The organism is Streptomyces sp. NPDC104313 (assembly GCF_055583985.1).
Genome location: NZ_JBVJMW010000004.1, coordinates 559,194 through 578,085, shown reverse-complemented (window position 1 = coordinate 578,085; position 18,892 = coordinate 559,194). Strand labels below are relative to the sequence as shown.

At 70.7% G+C, this 18,892-nt stretch carries 15 protein-coding genes and 1 pseudogene; 3 read left to right on the top strand and 13 right to left on the bottom strand.

The window, feature by feature from the left end; genetic code table 11:
- Window positions 1-43: 43 nt before the first annotated feature.
- On the bottom strand, window positions 44-4,750 hold the full coding sequence (locus tag ACZ60Q_RS12880) for a non-ribosomal peptide synthetase family protein (protein ID WP_469632422.1): 4,707 nt from the start codon (window positions 4,748-4,750) through the stop codon (window positions 44-46).
- A 176-nt stretch (window positions 4,751-4,926) separates the two neighbouring features.
- On the bottom strand, window positions 4,927-5,340 hold the full coding sequence (locus ACZ60Q_RS12875) for a hypothetical protein (protein WP_469632419.1): 414 nt from the start codon (window positions 5,338-5,340) through the stop codon (window positions 4,927-4,929).
- Between the two features lie 266 nt (window positions 5,341-5,606).
- Between ACZ60Q_RS12875 and ACZ60Q_RS12870 the strand changes: the two genes are divergently transcribed.
- Entirely contained in the window at window positions 5,607-7,226 is a 1,620-nt protein-coding gene (locus tag ACZ60Q_RS12870; protein WP_469632416.1) for an FAD-binding oxidoreductase, read from the top strand.
- Window positions 7,227-7,433: 207 nt separating this feature from the next.
- Here the strand turns inward: ACZ60Q_RS12870 and ACZ60Q_RS12865 are convergent, their stop codons facing one another.
- The 7 genes from ACZ60Q_RS12865 to ACZ60Q_RS12835 form a co-directional block, all read right to left on the bottom strand.
- Window positions 7,434-8,705 carry an MFS transporter gene (locus tag ACZ60Q_RS12865; protein ID WP_469632413.1) on the bottom strand — a complete coding sequence of 424 codons (1,272 nt, stop codon included), beginning with the start codon at window positions 8,703-8,705 and terminating at the stop codon, window positions 7,434-7,436.
- The gene (locus tag ACZ60Q_RS12860; protein ID WP_469632410.1) at window positions 8,702-9,838 is read right to left on the bottom strand and encodes a PLP-dependent cysteine synthase family protein; all 1,137 of its coding nucleotides are present in this window, start codon (window positions 9,836-9,838) and stop codon (window positions 8,702-8,704) included. Before ACZ60Q_RS12860 ends, ACZ60Q_RS12865 begins: the two co-directional genes overlap by 4 nt.
- Window positions 9,839-9,956: 118 nt before the next feature.
- A complete protein-coding gene (locus ACZ60Q_RS12855; protein ID WP_469632407.1) occupies window positions 9,957-10,388 on the bottom strand; it encodes a hypothetical protein in 432 nt (143 codons plus the stop codon).
- A gap of 319 nt (window positions 10,389-10,707) precedes the next feature.
- Window positions 10,708-11,295 carry a DUF1775 domain-containing protein gene (locus tag ACZ60Q_RS12850; protein ID WP_469632404.1) on the bottom strand — a complete coding sequence of 196 codons (588 nt, stop codon included), beginning with the start codon at window positions 11,293-11,295 and terminating at the stop codon, window positions 10,708-10,710.
- Between the two features lie 196 nt (window positions 11,296-11,491).
- Complete coding sequence (locus ACZ60Q_RS12845; RefSeq protein WP_469632402.1) at window positions 11,492-11,974, bottom strand: DUF3093 domain-containing protein; 483 nt, start codon at window positions 11,972-11,974, stop codon at window positions 11,492-11,494.
- Window positions 11,975-12,015: 41 nt separating this feature from the next.
- Window positions 12,016-12,285 carry a hypothetical protein gene (locus tag ACZ60Q_RS12840; RefSeq protein WP_469632399.1) on the bottom strand — a complete coding sequence of 90 codons (270 nt, stop codon included), beginning with the start codon at window positions 12,283-12,285 and terminating at the stop codon, window positions 12,016-12,018.
- Window positions 12,286-12,297: 12 nt separating this feature from the next.
- Window positions 12,298-12,966: a DsbA family protein gene (locus ACZ60Q_RS12835; RefSeq protein WP_469632397.1), complete on the bottom strand. Its 669-nt coding sequence runs from the start codon at window positions 12,964-12,966 to the stop codon at window positions 12,298-12,300.
- 26 nt (window positions 12,967-12,992) lie between these two features.
- On the opposite strand from ACZ60Q_RS12835, the gene ACZ60Q_RS12830 reads away from it, so the two are divergent.
- Window positions 12,993-13,298: a hypothetical protein gene (locus ACZ60Q_RS12830; protein ID WP_469632795.1), complete on the top strand. Its 306-nt coding sequence runs from the start codon at window positions 12,993-12,995 to the stop codon at window positions 13,296-13,298.
- Window positions 13,299-13,342: 44 nt separating this feature from the next.
- On the opposite strand, the pseudogene ACZ60Q_RS12825 reads toward ACZ60Q_RS12830, so the two are convergent.
- Window positions 13,343-13,660: pseudogene (locus ACZ60Q_RS12825) on the bottom strand (copper resistance CopC family protein); the annotation flags it as partial.
- 93 nt (window positions 13,661-13,753) lie between these two features.
- On the bottom strand, window positions 13,754-14,419 hold the full coding sequence (locus tag ACZ60Q_RS12820; protein ID WP_469632395.1) for a hypothetical protein: 666 nt from the start codon (window positions 14,417-14,419) through the stop codon (window positions 13,754-13,756).
- A gap of 1,023 nt (window positions 14,420-15,442) precedes the next feature.
- On the opposite strand from ACZ60Q_RS12820, the gene ACZ60Q_RS12815 reads away from it, so the two are divergent.
- Entirely contained in the window at window positions 15,443-16,654 is a 1,212-nt protein-coding gene (locus tag ACZ60Q_RS12815) for a S8 family peptidase (protein WP_469632392.1), read from the top strand.
- A 314-nt stretch (window positions 16,655-16,968) separates the two neighbouring features.
- Here the strand turns inward: ACZ60Q_RS12815 and ACZ60Q_RS12810 are convergent, their stop codons facing one another.
- Together ACZ60Q_RS12810 and ACZ60Q_RS12805 are read right to left on the bottom strand one after the other, a co-directional pair.
- Window positions 16,969-17,472: a DUF4232 domain-containing protein gene (locus tag ACZ60Q_RS12810; protein WP_469632389.1), complete on the bottom strand. Its 504-nt coding sequence runs from the start codon at window positions 17,470-17,472 to the stop codon at window positions 16,969-16,971.
- Between the two features lie 283 nt (window positions 17,473-17,755).
- Window positions 17,756-18,703, bottom strand: coding sequence for a LysR substrate-binding domain-containing protein (locus ACZ60Q_RS12805; RefSeq protein ID WP_469632386.1), 948 nt, complete (start codon window positions 18,701-18,703; stop codon window positions 17,756-17,758).
- Window positions 18,704-18,892 lie beyond the last annotated feature (189 nt).

Here is an 18,892-nt window from a genome sequence, read left to right as displayed (position 1 = left end):
CCGTGGAGTGTGGTGTACGTGGGCGAAGCGGGCGGGTTCGGGCCTACGCGACTTCGCCGGACTGCCGGAAGAACTGGATCATTCTGGTCACGGCCAGGGTGTTGATCTCCGGGTACTCCAGCCCGAGGCGGTGCAGGGCGCGCGTGGTCGACTCGTTGGTGCAGACGTTCTCGCCGAGTTCCAGCGCCCCCTCCCGGAAGAGGGGTACCGCGGCGGCGAGCGCGTTGTCGCCCGTGTCCTCGGCGGCGGTCTCCAGCTGCCGCAGCCAGACGTCCGCCGGCACGATGTCCAGTGCGTAACCGGCTTCCCTGACGGCCTCGTACACGACGTCGAAGCCGGCCGGGCGGGGGTGGAAGAGGTGGAAGGTGGCGGCGGACTCCTCCTGCCGGGAGAGTCGCACCATGGCGTTGCTGACGAAGTCGGCGGGCAGCAGGTCGGTGGTCATCGTCCCGCCGGGCGGTGCCGAGCCCAGCTGGACGAAGCTCTTGATCTGACGCCAGAAGAAGTCGTCCGCCTGGCACGCGCCGGTGACGCTGTCGCCGGAGATCCGGCCCATGCGGTACACCGATACCGGCACGCCGCGCTCGCGCGCCGCGAACGCCAGCCGTTCGGCGACCCACTTGCTCTGGGTGTAGCCGATGCCCAGGCCGCGGTCCTCCTCGGGCACGCTGTCCTCGGAGATGACGCCCCGGTGCTCGGGCGAGAACACCGCGATGGTGGACGCGTAGTGCAGCGGCACCGGCCGGCCGCCCGCAGTGCAGAACTCCAGGACGCGCGTCATGCCGTCCACGTTGGCCGTCTTCACCGTGGCGTACGGGGCAACGAAGTTGATGTGCGCCGCTGCGTGGTACACAGCGCCCACGGAATCCACCAGCCGCGTGTACGCGGTCTCGTCCAGGCCGAAGAGCGTTGCGCTCAGGTCGCCGGGGACCGGCACCACCCGTTCGGTGTCCAGGGAGTCGGCGAGCCGGTAGCGCCTGGCCGTCTCCTCCAGCCGCTTGTGGGCCTCCGTCGCGTTCCCGGCCCGCACCAGACAGTGCACCCGCGCGTCGGTCTGCTCCAGCAGGTCCCGTAGCAGGTAGCTGCCGAGGAACCCGGTGGCGCCGGTCAGCAGGACCTCGTCGGCCGCGCGCGTGCGCGTGGCGCTGTCGGGCTCGTGGCGGCCGGCCCCGGTGGGCGCGACCGACTCCGGAAGGCGCACGTCCGCCCACAGGTCCAGCCCGGGCCCGGTTCCGGGCGCGGACGTCCCGGTGCCGTTGAGGAGTGCCTCGACGACGCCGGCCATGCCCGCGACCGTGGGCATCCGCAGCAGTTCGCGCAGCCCCACGTCGATGCCGAACCCGTCCCTGAGCCGGTAGACGAGCTGGGTCGCCAGGATCGAGTGGCCGCCGAGGTGGAAGAAGTCGTCGTGCACACCCACGCTGTCGACCTTCAGCAGCTCGCTCCACCGCACGGCGATCTCCCGTTCGACGGGTGTGCGGGGCGGGAGGGAGTCCTGGTGGTCGGTGGGGGTGAAGAGTCCGGGCAGCGCCTTGCGGTCGATCTTGCCGCTGGGGGTCGTCGGGATGGCGTCGAGGTGCACGAAGTGCGCGGGCACCATGTAATCGGGCAGCACCGCCCCGAGCCGCTCGCGCAGGGTGGAGGCAGCCGCTTGGTCGCCTGCCTCCAGGAAGGCGACCAGCCGCTTGTCCCCCTCCCCCAGCGAGATGGCCACGACGGCCGAGGCCTTCACGAACTCCAGCCCGTTGAGGGCCGATTCGATCTCGGAGGGCTCGACGCGGTAGCCGCGTACCTTCACCTGGTTGTCGACGCGGCCCAGGTACTCGTACACCCCGTCCGCTCCCACTCGCACCAGGTCCCCGGTCCGGTAGAGGCGCGGCTCCTGGCCCGAACCGGCGCGCAGCCCGGCGGCGGTTTCGCCGTAGGTAAGGAAACGGCGCGCGGTCTCCTGCGGCAGCCGGTTGTAGCCGGGGGAGATCAGTGGGCCGCCCAGGTACAGTTCGCCGGCGACGCCGGGCGGCACCAGGTTGCCCGCCCCGTCCATGACCGGCATGGAGAACCCGGGCAGCGGAAGGCCGATGGGCGCCGCCTCGGGCCAGCTCGCGGTGTCCTGGGAGAGCCGGTGGGCGGAGACCACGTGCGATTCCGAGGGGCCGTACATGTTCCACAGCCGTGCCTGCGGGTGGGCCCGGAAGAACTCCCGGACCTGCGGGGAGACGACGAGCTGTTCGCCGGTGGAGACGACCTCGCGCAGTGCGTCCATGCGGAGGCCGGACATGACCGCGAAGGCGGCCAGTTGCTGCAACGCGATGTACGGGAAGTAGGCGCGCGCGATGCGCTCGCGCACCATGAACTCGGCGAGCCGGTGCAGGTCCTTCTGCAGTTCCTCGGTGATGAGGACGAGTGTCCCGCCGGCGCAGAGGGTTCCCAGGACTTCCTGGATCGAGACGTCGAAGGACAGGCTCATGTACTGGAGGGTGCGGTCCCCCGCGCCCACCGCCGTGATGTCCTTCTGATACTCGATCAGGTTCGCGATAGTGGCGTCGTTGAGGACGACCCCCTTGGGTTTGCCGGTCGAGCCGGAGGTGTAGATCACGTAGAACTCGTCGTCGGGCGTCTTGACCTGCCCCGGGTCCAGGCTGCCCTCGGCCGCGAGGGCGGCGCCCTCCTGATCGAGCAGGAACAGCTCGATCCCGTCGGGCATCCGGCCGGCCAGCGCGCTCTCGGTCACGACGAGCCGCGCCCCGGAGTCGCGCAGCGCGTAGGCGATCCGGTCCTCGGGGTAGGACGGGTCGATCGGCACGTACGCCGCACCGGACTTCAGGATGCCGAGCAGCCCCACGACCATGTGCGGGGCCCGGCGCAGGTGCAGGCCCACACGCTGTCCGGCGCCGATGCCGCGAGAGCGGAGCAGTCGGGCGAACCGATTTGCCTGCTCATCGAGTTGACGGTACGTCAACGCATCGCCCTCGTGGACGACGGCGGTCGCGTCCGGGGTCCGCGCGGCCTGCTCCCGGAACAGGTCCATCACGGGACGCGTCACGGGCTCGCGCGGCACGGTGCGGCGAGCAAGCTCGACGCGCTCCTCCTCCTCGTCCAGCAGGTGCATCCGACCGAGGAGCACGTCGGGCGTGTCCACGAACTGCCGCAGCACCGCCTCGTAATGGCGCCCCAGGGCGTCCACCGTCGCGGGCTCCAACACGCTGGAGTCGTACTCGAAGGCGCAGCTCAGACTTCCGTCGCCCGCACGGTCCTCGACGAAGAGCGTCAGATCGTACTTGGCGTTGTCGCTGCCGGAGACCTGTGCCTCCATCGGGAGCCCGAGGCGGTCGAAAAGGGCCGTGTCCACGTCCGGCATGACGAACATGGTCTGGAAGACCGGCGGGTGGCTACCGCTCCGCTCGGGCTGGACGCGCTGGATGATCCGGTCCAGCGGCACGTGCTTGTGCTGGAGCGAGGCGATGACGTCACTCTTGACCGACTGGTGGAAGTCCCGCAGCGGCATCGCGTCCTCGAACCGGTGCCGCGTCACGACGGTATTGACCAGATAGCCGACGATTTGGCGCAGCGCGCGAGTGTCGCGCAGGGTGGCGGGGCTACCGATCAGCACGTCGGACTGGCGCGTGTACCGGTTCAGCAGCAGCGCGTACCCCGACAGCAGCATCATGTACGGGGTGAGGCCCTCTTCGGCGGCCCGTCGGCGCAGCCCCTCGGCGAGCGCGGCCGGCACCGTGAACCGGCGCACCCCGCCCTCATGGGTACGCATCAGGGGCCGCGGCTTGTCGAGCGGCAGGTCGAGCAGGGGCAGTGGTCCCGCGAGCTTTTCCTGCCAGTACCCGAGCATGTCCTCCATGGACCGCTCGTCCAGGCGCTCCCGCTGCCGGCGCACGAAGTCCCGGTACTGGTACTCGGCGAGCCCCTCGACGGGCACCGTACCGCCGTCGCCTCCTCCGTCGCGCAGTCGCACGTACATGGAGAACCATTCGTCGAGCAGCAGTCCGACGGAGGTCGCGTCGAAAACGATGTGGTGCACGTTGCACAGCACCCGCGCCGTTCCGCCGGGGCCCGTGACGTGGGCGGCGCGCACCAGGGGCCCGCCCGCCAGGTCGAAGGGAGTTCCCATGACGCGGCGGTGGATGTCCTGGTACCGCTCCTCGTCGTCGCACCGCTCGACCGAGAAGTCGACGCGGGGCCGCTCGGAGATCCGCTGCATCAGTTCGCCGTCGGCCGTCTCGAACGTGGTACGAAGCGACTCGTGCCGGGCCACGGCGTACCGCAGGGCACGCTCGAGCAACTCCGGGTCCACGTCGAAGCCGGGCCGCAGCACGATCGGCGAGTTGTAGATGGCGGGGTTGGCCGTGGACTGGTCGATGAACCACAGTCCGGCCTGACCGCGGGAGGCGGGTACGACGGAGCCCTCGGATGTTGCGGGGGCGGCTCGTCCGGCGGCACCGTCGCTATCGGGGGCACTCCTGCCGGAGGCGCGCAACTCACCCAGGTGGGCGGCGAGATCTTTGAAGCTGTCGAGTCCGGACAGGTCGGCGGGCCGTACGTCGAGCTGGAGAACGCTGCGCAGCGCGGCCGCGAATTCTTCGACGTGCTCGGCGGAGATGTGCCCGGTTGCAGACCTTTCCCGCCCGGTGATTCCGCCGGAGCAGGAACCGTCCGACTTCTCATTTAATTCCCGAGAAATGCGGCAATCCGGGAACTCCCCATGCCCGGCTATGCCATTCCACAGCTCTATTAACATCGACTCTATTACGTCTTGCATTATCCTCCAACTTCCTGAAGCAGAAGACGCGAGGCGTGAATTGTCAATCCATGTAATTTACTGGCAGCAATCAGTATGCAATGCCCCGGCGAGACTGTCAAAGCCCCACCCCATCGCGGGCCTTCACCGCTGCAGAGGGCAGGGCCGATGCGTTCTCACGCTTCGAGATCGAGTAGCTGAAAGGCACGGCCTGCTCGTGACTGGTAATGGTCGGTCGCGGCGGCGATGTTGTTCCAGCCGGTCTGGCGGATGAGGCCGATGGCGAGGTTGCGGAGAGTGGCCATCGCGCGAGGGGCCGTGCCGGTGCGGACGCGGGAGGCGTCCTCGGCGAAGGTAGACTCGATCTTTCGTGACGGGCTGTCGGATTCTCCGGCGGTCCGTTTCGGCTTGTCGGGTCGGTGACGGGTAGGGCGATGGCCCGGCTGTCGCGTCGGGTGGGCGCCGGGTTCCACGGTTCCGGTGTGCGGTTCGAGTTCGTCGGGATGGGCTGTTGCTGCTGGCCATCCAGGGTTCGGGAGTGCGTCGAGTCGCTGGATCGCGCCTGTGGTCAGGTCGGTCCAGATGGCCATCCGGGCCGAGCAGGACAGCCACCGGCCCCGCTTCGAGAGCCAGGCGACAGACTCGCGGGTGACGGGATACCTGCCCTGCACGAGCCCCCGCAGGCCGGTGCGGCCATGACACGGGAAGGCTGCCCGGAAATTCCAGGTCGTCCCTCTTCGGACGTATGTGGCGCGGCACGGCGAAATATCGCAGGGGAGTTGATTGCGCCGGGCCGCCGCCCTGCCTAGCCTTCCTCTGGCCACCATCGGTGCACCGCAGGGGAGAGGCCAGGCATATGACGGACCAGTACCCCGCATTACCCCAGCACTCCCGGCGCCGGCTCCTCGGTACCGCCGCCCTCACCGGTGCCGCGAGCCTGCTGTCCACCACTGCGGCGGCCGGCGCGTCTGCCACCGCTTCCGACGCCCCCCGGGTCGGGCCCGCCGACCCGCGCTACGGACATCTGGTCAGCCGCGGCGCCAACCGCTTCCGCGGCACCCCCGACGAGGTCCGTCCCGTCGAGACCAGCGCTCAGACCGTGCGCTGCGTCACCGAAGCCGTACGCGAGGGCCGACGCGTCGCCGTCCGCAGCGGCGGCCACTGCTTCGAGGACCTCGTCGACAACGCTGCCGTCCGCGTCCTCATCGACACCTCCCGCCTGCGCTCCGTCGCCTATGACCCGCGCCTGCACGCCTTCGCCGTCGAACCCGGAGCCACGCTGGAGGAGGTACACCGCCTGCTCCACCTCGGATGGGGCGTCGCCCTCCCCGGCGGATACTGCCCCGATGTCGGCATCGGCGGCCATGTCCCCGGAGGCGCGTACGGACCGCTCTGCCGCATGTACGGACTCCTCTCCGACCATCTGTACGCCGTCGAAACCGTCGTCGTGGACCGCTCCGGACGCGCCCGCGCGGTCATCGCCACCCGCGAACCGGACGACCCCCACCGCGATCTGTGGTGGGCCCACACCGGCGGAGGCGGCGGCACATTCGGCGTCGCCACCCGCTACTGGTTCCGCTCCCCGGGCACGACCTCCGCCACCCCGCCCGAACGGCTGCTGCCCGTACCACCCGCCACCGCCACCACCTTCCGCGTGGAGTGGGACTGGCGACAACTGGACCAGGCGGCCTTGACCCGCCTGGTCGACAACCACGGACGGTGGGCCGAACGCAACTCCGCCCCCGGCACCCCCACCGCCCCGATCTACGCCGAATTCGCCCTGTCCCACCGCGCCGCGAGCGCCGGACCGATACTCTTCGGCCAGGTCACCGCCGGACACCAGGAGGCCCAGCGGCTCCTGGAGAACCTCGTGGCCGACCTCTCCCGGGGCACCGCCGCCCCCGTCTCCCACACCTCACGCGAACTCCCCTGGCTCACCGCGACCCTGCGCGGCTCCGGCGAGAACTCGGTCGGCGACTACCGCATCAAGGTCAAGTCCGGCTATCTACGCCGCCGGTTCACCCCCCGCATGCTCGCCGCGGTCCACCACCACCTCACCCGCACCGACACCACCGCCTTCGCCGGTATCACCCTCAACACCTACGGTGGCCGGGTCAACGCCGTCCACCCCCGGCACACCGCGGTCGCCCAGCGGGACTCCGTCCTCAAACTCCTCTACCTGAGCGGCTGGACCGACCCCGCGCAGGACGCCGCCCATCTCTCGGCGATCCGGGAGTTCTACCGCGACGTCTACGCCGACACCGGCGGAGTCCCCCTCCCCGGAGGCATCAGCGACGGAGCCTTCATCAACTACGCCGACACCGACCTCGCCGACCCGGCCCACAACACCTCCCCCGCCGACTGGCAGAGCCTCTACTTCAAGGGCAACGCCCCTCGGCTCCGCGCCGTGAAAGCCCGCTGGGACCCCCTCGACGTCTTCCGCCACACCCTCTCCGTGCCGCCCGCCGGCCCGTGAGAACACACGGAAGCGCTTCCCAGCCCTGCCCTCACCGCCTCCCACCGCCCGGCATGGCCTCCGGCCGAGGATCGACCGACGACACCAGGTCCCGGCAGCACCGGGAGTACCCGGGCTGGAGACCGCCGCGGGCTTCGAGATCCTCAACCACCGCACCCGCCCCGTCGCCGCCTGGATCATCGGGCGGGGCCGACCCGTCTGCCCAGATCAGAGGGACGTCGAGCCGACCGCTCGGGTGACTCGATGTTCGGAGAGTCTCCCGTTGCGGGCCAGCGCGGTGACCGATGCCGCGCACGCACAGCCCGTCGCAACGAGAGCCCCCCAGACCAGCCAGACCATCTCGTTGCTCTGTGCGAAGCCCCACAGGGCTCCGATGGCCAGGTTGCCCAGGGTGATGCCCAGGCCGGAGATGGTGTTGTACAGGCCGTAGTGGGTGGCGACCAACCGGTTGTCGCACAGGGCGACCACGGTGTCCATCTCGAAGGGGTAGACGATCGCGCTGCCGACGGCGAGGAGCACCGCCGCTCCCACGAGCGCGATCAAGGCCACGGCGGGCAGGTCCCGTGGGGTGAGCGCGAGCGGGGCGAAGGCCAGGCCCATGCAGGACAGTCCGACGGTCAGGGCTTGGTGCGGGCTCCACCGGTTCTTCGCCCACGCCGTCAGTCGCAGTTGCGCGGTGACCGTCACGGCGGCGGAGATGACGAAAAGGCCGCTGGTGACCTTGGTGGCGTTCGTCCCCAGGGCGTCTCCCGCCGCCAGCGGGAGGGCGAGATAGATCTGGAAGGTCAGCACATAGGAGCCGATCATGGCACCGGAGAACAGCAGGAACGAACGGTTCGCCAGAACCGATCGCCACTGCGCGAGGACGCTCCCGGCCGGGTCGGCGGCGGCGTCCGCGCCCGCACCGCGACGATCGGGCAGGGCGCGCCATTGCTGCACGGTGAGTACGGCGAAGACAGCGGCGGCGGCCGTGCACACGGCCTGGAAATCGGCGGCGAGCAGGGCGAGACCGACGAGAGGGCCCAGGAACATCCCTGCCTGGTAGTAGACGTTGAAAGTCGCGAAGGCGTCGACCCTGCGCTCACCCGCCTCGGCGGCCAGGTAGGCGCGGACGGCGGGGTTGAACAGCGCGCCGGCGAACCCGGTGGCGGCGGACGCGGCGATCAGCGCGGGCAGGCTGTCCACCCAGCCCAGCAGCCCGAATCCGGCGGTGCGCAGCAGGCAGCCGGCCATGATGGGCGCCTTGTAGCCGAACCGGTCGGCGATGGTCCCGCCGATGAGGAACATGCCCTGCTGGGAGAAGTTGCGCACCCCCAGGACCAGTCCGACGGCCCATGCGGCCAGCCCGAGCGGGCCGGCGAGGTGGGCGGCCAGGTAGGGCATGAGCATGTAGAAGGCGAGGTTGATGGCGAACTGGTTGACCATCAGCAGTCTGACGGGGGCGGAGAAGGAACGGGTCTTTTCCCGGACGGCCCTCATCGGGCGGCCTCCGTGAGCAGCCGTGCGTCGAGTTCGAGGGGGTCGGTGACGCGGGTACAGCGGGTCCAGCGGGAGACGACCCGGTCACCGGGGCGGGCGATCTCGTCGGGATCCTCGGCGGGAAGGTGATCCAGCAGCTCGTGTTCACGGCAGTAGGCGTCGTCGAAGACGGTGCCGATGTAGCGCTGCGGTCCGTCGGGGAAGACGGTCAGCGTCCGGTTCTCGGCCGGCAGGGTCCGGGCCAGCCAGCGGGAGACGAGGGCGACCGCACCGACGCTCCAGCCGCCGGTGGCGTAGTGGTCGCGGGCCAGCCGCCGCGCCGCCCAGACCGCTTCCGGGGCAGCCACCCAGTGAACCTCGTCGAACAGCTCGTAGGCGACGTTACGGGGATGGATGCTGCTGCCCAGGCCTCGCATCAGGCGCGTGGCCGCGGGCTGACCGAAGATGGTCGATCCGGTGGTGTCCACGCCCACCACCCGCAGGTGCGGGAAGTAGCCGCGCAGGACGGAGGCGATGCCGGCGGAGTGCCCGCCGGTGCCGACGGAGACGACCAGGGTGTCGATCCTGCCGAGCTGGGCGACGAGTTCATGGGCGAGCGTGGCGTAGGCGGCGACGTTGTCGGGGTTGTTGTACTGGTCGGGGCACCAGGCGTCGGGCCGGGTCGCGAGGAGTTCTTCGACGCGCCGGCGGCGGGCCTCCTGCCAGCCGCCGACCAGGTGCGGCGTTTCCACGCGTTCCACATCGACGCCGTAGGCGTTGAGCAGCCCGCTCATGAGCGGCTCCATCCCGGGGTCGGTGACGACGGTGACCGGGTGCCCGTACACGGCCGCGGCGAGGGCCAGTCCCAGGCCGAGGGTGCCGGAGGTGGACTCGATGATTCGTGCCCCGGGCAGCAGTTGTCCACGTTGCCGGGCGGCCAGCACCATGTTCAGGGCGGTGCGGTCCTTGATTCCGCCGGGGTTGTGGCCCTCCAGCTTGGCCCAGAAGCCGCGGCCGGGTGCGGTGAAGGGGGCGCCGATCCACAGGACGGGGGTGTCGCCGACCAGTCCGGCCGGGGTGTGCATCGGACGTTTCGCGTCGGCGAGGAGACCGGCGGGCGCGGCAAGGGTGAAAGTGCGGGTGCTCTGGTTCATGACGTGCTTCTCCTGCGGCCGACGCCGGAAGGCTGTCGGCCGCTGCGCAGGGGGACGAGACGAGTGACCGTGGCGCCGCGGCGGACGGAAGCCCGCGTAACGACGGCTCACAGGCCGGTCACGTCCGCCAGACACCCAGGCAGGCACGCTTCTGCTGGGAGGGGATTCGCGCACAGCGCGGGGGCGGGGTCCGCTGCGAACCCTGGTGGGCAACACCGCCGCGATGTGCTGCGGGGATCTCGTGTACGGCGACGTCGGCCTGTTCCGCGGCGCGTGGCACCTGGGTGCTGGGCTCGTCGCCGCTCTGGCAGTGCACGTCACCGTCGCCTGCGGGCTGCGGCACCTGGTCAGGCCGATACGTCTGCGGGGGCGGGGGCCGGCTGTACGAGGGCCCGAAGACCGCGGCGATGCTGTCGACCCGCTCCTCACCGGAGGGTGCGGGTCCATGCGCGCAGCCCAGCAGGTGAACGAGGACGGCGAGCAGCACCATCAAGGCCGCCTGGGTCCACACCCCGAGGCGGCTGACGCGGCGTCCAGCCCTTCCCCTCACGAGCGCAGACTGTAGCCACTCGAGCACATAAAGTGCTCGTTAGTGGTGGGTGTCGTCCGTGCTGATCAAGCCGTCGAGGCCGTGTGCCGCCCCTCCTTCGCGGTCGAGTGGCGTGAGAACTGCCCCGGTGCGTTCCCTCGATCGGGTGCACCGGAGCTGCGAATGTCTCACCGGGAGTTCATGACCGGCTCCCGTTCTCCTTGGGGGAGACCAAGGAGTGCGCTGGGCAGAGGTCCTTTGGCGGCGGGCCGCTCGCAGCCTGCGGCCGGTCCGACACCGGCGCGGAACGGCGAGCAGGCCGTTGAGCCGTGCGGCCGGCTCAGTTCCGAGGTCCCGCTGTGCGGCGCCTGAACAGCCACCACGCGCCGCCCGCCGCGGCCAGTGCGATCACCGCTCCGGCGATGAGCGCCTCTGTTCGGCCTCCGCTGTCCTCGTCCTTGTCGGCTGCCTCGGCCGCCTCGGCGGTCGTTGCGGCCGGGGAGAGAGAGGTGGCGGAGGGCGATGGGGCCGAGGCGTCGCTCGTCGTGGGGCTGGGGGTGATGGGTCCGGCTCCCGGAGCCGGACCCTGCAACTCCATTATGGGCGCCGGCTGTTCCGGCCTGGTGTCCCCGTGGGGAACTTCGATCCACCGGGAGATCTTGCCGTCGCTGTAGGTTTCGATGGTCTTGAAGGCCAGCTCGTCGACGTCCGGAAGCTGGCGGACCTTGACCGTGAAGACGGCGTTGGTGCCGACGGCGACCGGTGGTCCGCCGACCGTGAAGCCGTCGGAGCCGGCTTTCAGCTTCCACCCCTTGGGCTGCCCTCGCAGAGTGACGTCGCCAGGGCTGATGCCCTCGGGCAGGACGATGCGCATTTCGGTGATGCCCGCGCTGTCCGACTCGGCCTCGGCCTCGAACGTAAGGCTCACGTTCTGAGCAAGTGCCTGCGGGGTGTCGGACCGAACCTCTACGTGCGCCCGTGCGGGTGCCGCTGAAATGAGGACCACCGTCAGTGCGAGGGCTCCTGCGGAACTGGTCCTGCGGACGGCGGACGGAAGGTGGACCACGGTGAACTCCTTGGTGAGGGAGGAACGACGGCGACGATGAGCAAGCCCTGAAGGGCCTCTAGCCTTGGCCTCTTGCCTCCCCGCCGCAGGCGGCAGCCCGGATCGCCGCGGCGAGTTGCTCGGGTGCGCGGGTGGAGACGTAGAGGTAGGGCGTGGGGTCGTCCGGATCAAGGATCTCGACGCGTACCGCTGTGCCGATGTAGCTGCGCATGACCAGGAAAGCCCGCGCGTCGGCCTTGTGGGTACGCCACGCCCGGGCTTCCTCCCCGGCCAGGACGTGGGGCTCGCCCAGGGCGTTCAGCGGCAGGCGGGCGTCACCGATGACGACCGAGTTCGGGGTGACACGGATACGCATCGCCCCCTGGGACATGACGAAGCTTGAGGCCAGGCCGCCGCCGATCGCAAAGGCGACGAGGGCAGCGGCAGCCCCGTAGGGGAAGAACACCAGGGCCATGGCCAGGCCGAAGGCGAAGACGATGACCCACCAGGTGCGGGGGGCGGTGAGGCGTTCGTCATGGGCGAGTGCGTTGTCCGCGTCCACGGAGTTCACCTTGTCGTGTACGAAGGGGGAAACGGGGGCGTTCACAGCGGCAGGAAGGCGCTGGCGCGCGGGTCGTAGCGGACAGTGGTGCCCGCGTCGATGTCGTAGAACCAGGCGTGCAGGCGCAGTGTCCGGTCGATCGGACGGACTTGAACGCACGGGTACCGCACAGGGGCGTCGGAGCAGGCGAGGAGAATCGCCCGGGGTGGGGCACTCGTGGTGTGCGGGCCGAGGTCCGGACGGTGAGCGGCGGCGCGGGCGGGGAAGGTACGGGCGGGGAAGGTACGGGCCTCGTCGATGAGGGGTTGCATGACACCTCCTGGTCAGTCCGCGAGGCGGTCGTCGATGAGCTGCTTGAACGCGTCGTACGAGGCCGGGTTCTGGACCTTGGTGCCGTCGACGATGAAGGTCGGTGTTCCCTGGACACCGAGGCCGAGGCCGTCGCGCTGGTCGGCCCGGACGCGTTCGGCGGTGGCCGGGGCGGCGAGGTCGGTGTCGAACTTCGTCATGTCCAGTCCGAGCTCCTTCGCGTAGCCACGGAAGACGCTCTCCTTGCTCTCCTGCGACTCACCCCACGTCTTCTGAGTGGCGAAGAGCTTGCTGTACATCTCCTCGAACTTGCCCTGCCGCGCCGCAGCTTCGGCCGTACGGGCGGCGAGTTCGCCGTTGCGGTGGCTGGGCATGGGGAAGTACCGGGCGACGAAGGTGACCCGGTCGCCGTACTGATCGCGGAGCTTCTCCACGACCGGGTAGTACGCACCGCACGCTTCGCACTCGAAGTCGAGGAACTCGACGATGGTCAGTTCACTGCGCCCGGGCGTGCTGAGACGGTGGCTGGAGTCCCGTACGGGCAGGGCCTGGGCGGCGGGCCGAATGTTCGTGGCGCTGTCGGAGGGAGTGTCGGGGCGCAGCAGGAGGTAGGAGCCGAGCGCCGCCGCGAAGCTCGCCAGTAGTACGGCGGCGATGATCAGGTGCTTGGTCAGCTTCTTCATGGTTGCCTCTTGGGGGTTTCGCGGGGATGGGGGTGTCGGTCGCGGGCGTGGAGCCCGGCGAGGTAGGTGTTGTAGGCGGCCAAGGGGTCGCCGGCGTCGTCGCGGTCGATCTGCCGGCCCTCCTGCGCCGGACCACGAGGCAGCCTGCCGTGCCGGCGGCAAGCAGCATCCCGCCCGCGGTGACCGCCGTGCTCGTACCGGCCCAACCGTCGTTCTCCGAAGCCGCCGGGGAGACCGGAGTCCGGTCCGGGGCGGGCGGCGCCGGCTGTCCGGGCGGCGGGGACGTCGCCGGGGATGCGGACGCCTCGGGGATGCGCACGGTGAAGGTATAGCTGCCGGAGACGGCGTGGCTGTCCGCGGACACGACCCGGTAGCCGACGCGGTAAGTACCTGCTGGAGCCTGCTGATCGAGGGCGACCGTGACGCGCTTGCCGTCGACCTGCGGGGCTCCCCGGCCGACGGGCTGCTTGCCGGGGCCGGTCACGGCGACCTTGGCGTACTTCTGACTCATCGGGTCACTGAAGGTCAGGGTGACGCTCTCAGGTACCCGAGCGAGGGACGCATCCGCTGCGGGAGTGCTGTCGAGATCGGTGTGGGCCGCCGCCAGGGGTGCGCCTGCGGCGAGCTTGCCCAGGGCGGCGGGTACGACAAGGGCGCGCGCCGCGAAGCGGGCACGCCGATGAGTGGGGAACATCGGTGAGGGGACTCCCTGTGCGGCCCGCGGCCTCAGCCGCGGGAATACGCGTGGACCGGCGCACGCCGGCCATCCCCTGCACGCGTATGTCTGTCAGGACAAGGCAGGACAGCCGACCGGCAGCAGCCGGGAACGACGGACGAGGAGAGCACCCGCGGGCGGAGGTGCCCGGCCGGAGCACAGCCGTACGAGAACGGCGGGCTTCATCGGTGTCGCGGTGGTCCCCAGCCGCTCCCGGGGTCCATGGCCCCGCACGATGACGAGCGGCCAGACGAACGCCAGAAGGCGCCGGACGCCGGCCAGCAGAGGCTTGCTCCGCCACAGCATCTGCTCGGTCACCCCGAGCAGCCGGGCGGCCACGACCAGAGTGATCATGTGGCCGGAAAAGACCACCCCGGCCGGCAGTTGCAGGGCCGCGCCGTGCTCCACCCACGACGGGACGCCGAGGGCGGCGTCCGCTCCGGCTGCCGCACGGCACATCCCGGGCAACGCGTACGTGGCGTGATGAGCGACCTGCGCCGCGACGAGCACCCCGAGCAGCTGACCGTCCGTGAGCCGCCTCCTGGTCAGGAACACGGACCCCGGCACGGCCACCAGACCCACCAGACCCACGACAGCCCACTGCGGAGCGTGCCCCTGCGAGAGCACGTGCCCGACCATCGGCAGCAGGACACACAGCACGGCAAGGACCGCCGCCCGCGCGCCCCGGAGCACACCGGACGCCGGTGAGGCGGGGCGGGGCAACTGCGACGGTCGCATGGGTTGACTTCCGAACGTGACGGCGAGAGAGGCTTGAGAAGAAGACTACTCACCACGTGAAGCCGCTCCCTCCCGGGTGTGCCGGCCCGAAGGCGCGGCCGAGACGGATACGAACCCGCCCTGCGCACCATCTCAACGCCCGGCGCATCGAGACGATGGCACCAGGCTGTGCGCGGTGGCGGGTGGAGCGGCCGGTTCGTCGCAGCAGCCGTCGCCGCGTCCGTCAGGCGTTGGGTCGGTGTTCGATCTCGCTACGACGACGGAGGGGGCTGCGGACGGCGGAGAGTGGCCATGAGCACGGCGGTGGCCCAAAGTAGCGCGCCCAGGCCAGCGCCCACCGCACCCAGCGTTCTGATGATCTCCCACGCCGTGCTTGCCATCACATGACAGCCGGGGTCGCACACCCACGATCGGGCGCCTCCCGTCCGCCCGACCGTGAGGGCGGCCAGACCCAGCAGCAACAGGACGATGCCGAACCAGAACATCCACCGGACGGCTGCCTCGTAGCCTCGCGAGCGAGTGTCGGCCATGTCGGCCACGGTCCCACCCCGATGGACGGGTCAGCAATGGTGCGGATCGAAGTGGGCGGGAGAAGGTCCAGAGGCATTCGGAGATATCGCCTCGGCCGGGCAATCTCCAACGTCATGCCGCGACCGCTCGGGAGCCGGGAAGGCCCCACCGCGCTGCGCTTCGCCTCCGTCGGCTCGGCGGGCGCGCCGGTCCGCGGTGGAGCTGCGGACGACGGCACGCCGGCCCCGCCCGTCGGTCCACGCCGGGCGGGAGGTCCTTGCCGATCGCGGCATGACTCGCGCTCTCCCGGACGGCGGCGACTGCCGGTCTTCGACATCACTATTGCGTTGTGTGTACGTGAAGTTGACGTGCCGTCACCTCTGTGTCGCGGCCGTGACATCATCCCGTTCCCGCTTGCCCCCGCCGAATCCGCGGCGGCATCGTCGGATGCGGCGGACGGAAACCCGTACGCCATCCCGGCGCGTCAACGCGTCACGTTCGAGGAGACCTGTCATGGCAGCAGTAAGCACCACCAGGCGGAAGATCGCCACAGGGATCGCCGCGGCGACAACACTGGTGCTCGCGGTCGGAGCCGGTGCCGCCTTACCGGCCCAGGCGGCGCAGAAGGAAGGCAGCATCCTCCACGCGGCGACGGCCGAGGCCATTCCCGGCAGCTACCTCGTCACGCTGAAGGAGACAGCCGGGTTCAGCGCGTCCGCGGCACGGGGCAAGAAGCTGATATCGAGCTACGGCGGCCGGGTCGAGCGCACGTACACCTCGGCGTTGAACGGCTACGCGGCCAAGCTCAGCAGCACCGGGGCCAAGCGTCTCGCCGCCGACCCGGCGGTCGCCTCGGTCGAGCAGGACCAGAAGGTCCATTCCACCGCCACCCAGACCGACGCGCCCTGGGGACTCGACCGGATCGACCAGACGAACCTGCCGCTGAACCGCACCTTCACCTACCCGGACTCCGCCGGCGGCGGCGCCACCGTCTTCGTCCTGGACACCGGCGTACGCATCACGCACCAGGACATCGCCGGCCGGGCCTCGAACGGCTACGACTTCGTCGACAACGACAACGTCGCCCAGGACGGCAACGGGCATGGCACGCACGTCGCCACGACCGCCGCCGGTACCACCTACGGGGTGGCCAAGAAGGCGAAGGTCGTCGCCGTGCGGGTCCTCGACAACAACGGCTCGGGCACGACCGCCGGGGTCGTCGCCGGCGTCGACTGGATCACCGCCAACCGCGTGGCGTCCTCCGTCGCCAACGTCTCGCTGGGCGGTGGACCCAGCACCACCCTGGACAACGCGGTACGCCGGTCCATCGCGGCGGGTGTGACGTACTCCATCGCGGCCGGCAATTCCAACGCCCCCGCATCCGGGTTCTCGCCCGCCCGGGTGGACACCGCGCTCACCGTCGGCGCCACGACCCGGACCGACGCACGGGCCTCCTACTCCAACTACGGCCCCCTGGTGGACCTCTTCGCGCCGGGCTCCGATATCACGGCCGGCTGGGCCACCTCGGACACCGCCACCTACACCGGCAGCGGCACGTCCTTCGCGGCACCGCACGTCGCCGGCGCGGCCGCTGTCTACCTGACGAACCACCCCGGCTCCTCGCCGGCGGCAGTGGCCGCGGCCCTCGTGAACAGTGCGACCGGCAACGTCCTCACCGGTGTCGGAACCGGCTCCCCGAACAAGCTGCTCAGGCTCGTCCCGTAGCCGCGTCCGTCCCGTAGCGCGAGGCTCGGCGGCCGGGTACGGGCAGAGGAGGCGCTTCCTCTGCCCGTACCCGGCCCAGGTCGCTCGGGCGCCGCTCGCGTATTCCGCCCCGCCAACGGACGACGCCTGTCCACCGGGGCTGCCCCACCGATGGGCCTGCGCTCGACGAGGCGGTCGCGGCGAACTCCTCGCCGGAGCTGCCCCGGCCGACCGCGAGGCCACCCTGTGCCGCACCCGCTTCCGCTTCCGCTTCCGCTTCCTGCCGACGGTACGAGGTTGTGCCCTCCAGCCGCTCCAGGGGCGTCGGGCCGCCGTCAGACCCCTGACCGCAGGGGGCCGATGAGGGTACCGGCGGCGACCTTCATCGTGCCTCGGGCGTAGGACGAACCGGGGATCGGCCCGCCCGGGGCCTGGAGCGTGAAGGACGCCTCGTCCGCGGAGACCCGGCGGGCGTCGCCGGGAACCTGGATGTGGAAGTGCACCGGGTGGCCCGGGCCGAAGGTCACCGGGGTGTGCTGGTCGCCGTATGGGCCGGCGGTGACCCGGGTCTGCGAGCCGCGGTCGGAGAACCGCAGGTCGGTCGGGGACCCGGCCAGTTCGCAGGAGTCATATCCACGGGGTGCCGTCAGGGTGACGCGGTAGTGGTGGTGCCCGGAACCGGCGGGCACCTCGGTGATCCTCGCCGTGTGGTTGGCCGGGCGGCACGCGGACGGGGCGGCGGAGCCGTTGCTCGGCGGCGTGGACTGCGCGACAGCCGGGGACGCGACGGTCAGCAGCGCTGCCGCGAGGGCGACCGCGGTCATGTGAGTGGTACGCATGGACACTCCTTGCCTTGCCGGACGGCCCAGCGGCGCACTCCGCCAGAACCGTGGTCGGTACGATCTGTGCCCTTTCGCCCCGAGGTGGAATGTCCCAGGATCGTCACAACCGCACTGCTTCGCGGCTGCGACCGGACACTGCGGGGGCACAGGCTCGGCCTCCCCGTCGACGGGAGGCGCGAACCGGCGTCGCGGCGAACCCGTCGCCCGTGGTGACGCGTCAGCCCGGCCGGGAAGCGGCCCGTTCTCGCGGTGGACGAACACGGGTGGAGACCGGCCGCCCTCAGCGGACCACCGCGGCTCCGCCGAGTGTCTCGCGCAGCAGGACCGCCTCCCGGTCGAGGTGGCGGAGCAGCGCCTCCAGAGCGGGCGTGCGCGTGCGGTAGGTCGCCTCGGTGGCGCCCACCGTGCGTCCTACCGAGGGGAGTTCGACCGGCAGTGCGGCGAGGTGCTCGTCCTCGCGCAGCACCAGTTCGGGCAGGAGCGCCACCATGTCCGTCTGCAGGAGCAGCGCCCGCATGGTGAGGATGGACGTGCATTCGACACGGTCCACGGGCAACGCGAGGCCCCTGCCCACGAAGAGTGCGCCCAGTTCCTGACGCAGGGCGGTCTGTTCGACCGGCAGGATCCAGGGGAACGTGAGGGTGTCCGTGAGCGCGAGCTCCGCCGCGTGGAGGAGCGGGTGGCCGGTGCGGACGGCGAGCCGGATGGGCTCCCGGTACAGCATCCGCTGGCGCAGCCCGTCCCCTTCGGCGGGGGCTGGTCCCACCCTGCCGACGATCACGTCCAGTTCACCCGCGAGCAGTGCGGGGTGGAGGACGTCCGGGGTGCCCTCCCGTACGACCACCGTGAGCCGGGGCCGTTCCCGCTTGAGGGCGGCGACCGCCCGGGGCAGGAGCACATTGGCGCCGGCCAGCAGCGTACCCACGGTCACCGTGCCGTCCTGGCCCTGCCGCAGGCCGGTGAGGTGTTCCCCGGCCCGCCGCACCTCGGCGACCACCGCGCGGGCGTGTTCCGCCAGTGCCTCGCCGTAGACCGTGGGCCGCATGCCCCGCGGTACGCGGACGAAGAGCGGCAGGTCGGCGATGGCCTCCAGTTCGCGCAGGGTCCGGGTCGCGGCGGGCTGGGTGAGGTGCAGCGATTCGGCCGCCCGGACGACGCTCCCGTGCTCGTGCACCGCGATGAGCAGGGTCAGATGCCGGAACTTCAGCCGTCCGTCCAGGAGGTCCATCACGGCGGGCTCCTTCGGGGGAGGCGGGGCGACCGGGGTGGCGTACAGCGCGACATACCAGGGTCGCTATACCTCTCGCGTCGATCGGCATTGGATCGGCATAGCTGGATGGGTGCATTATACCGGCACGCGCTGGGGGCGATTTTCGGACATCCCCGGCCCATCAACGGAGGTCTGCAAGGTGATCGC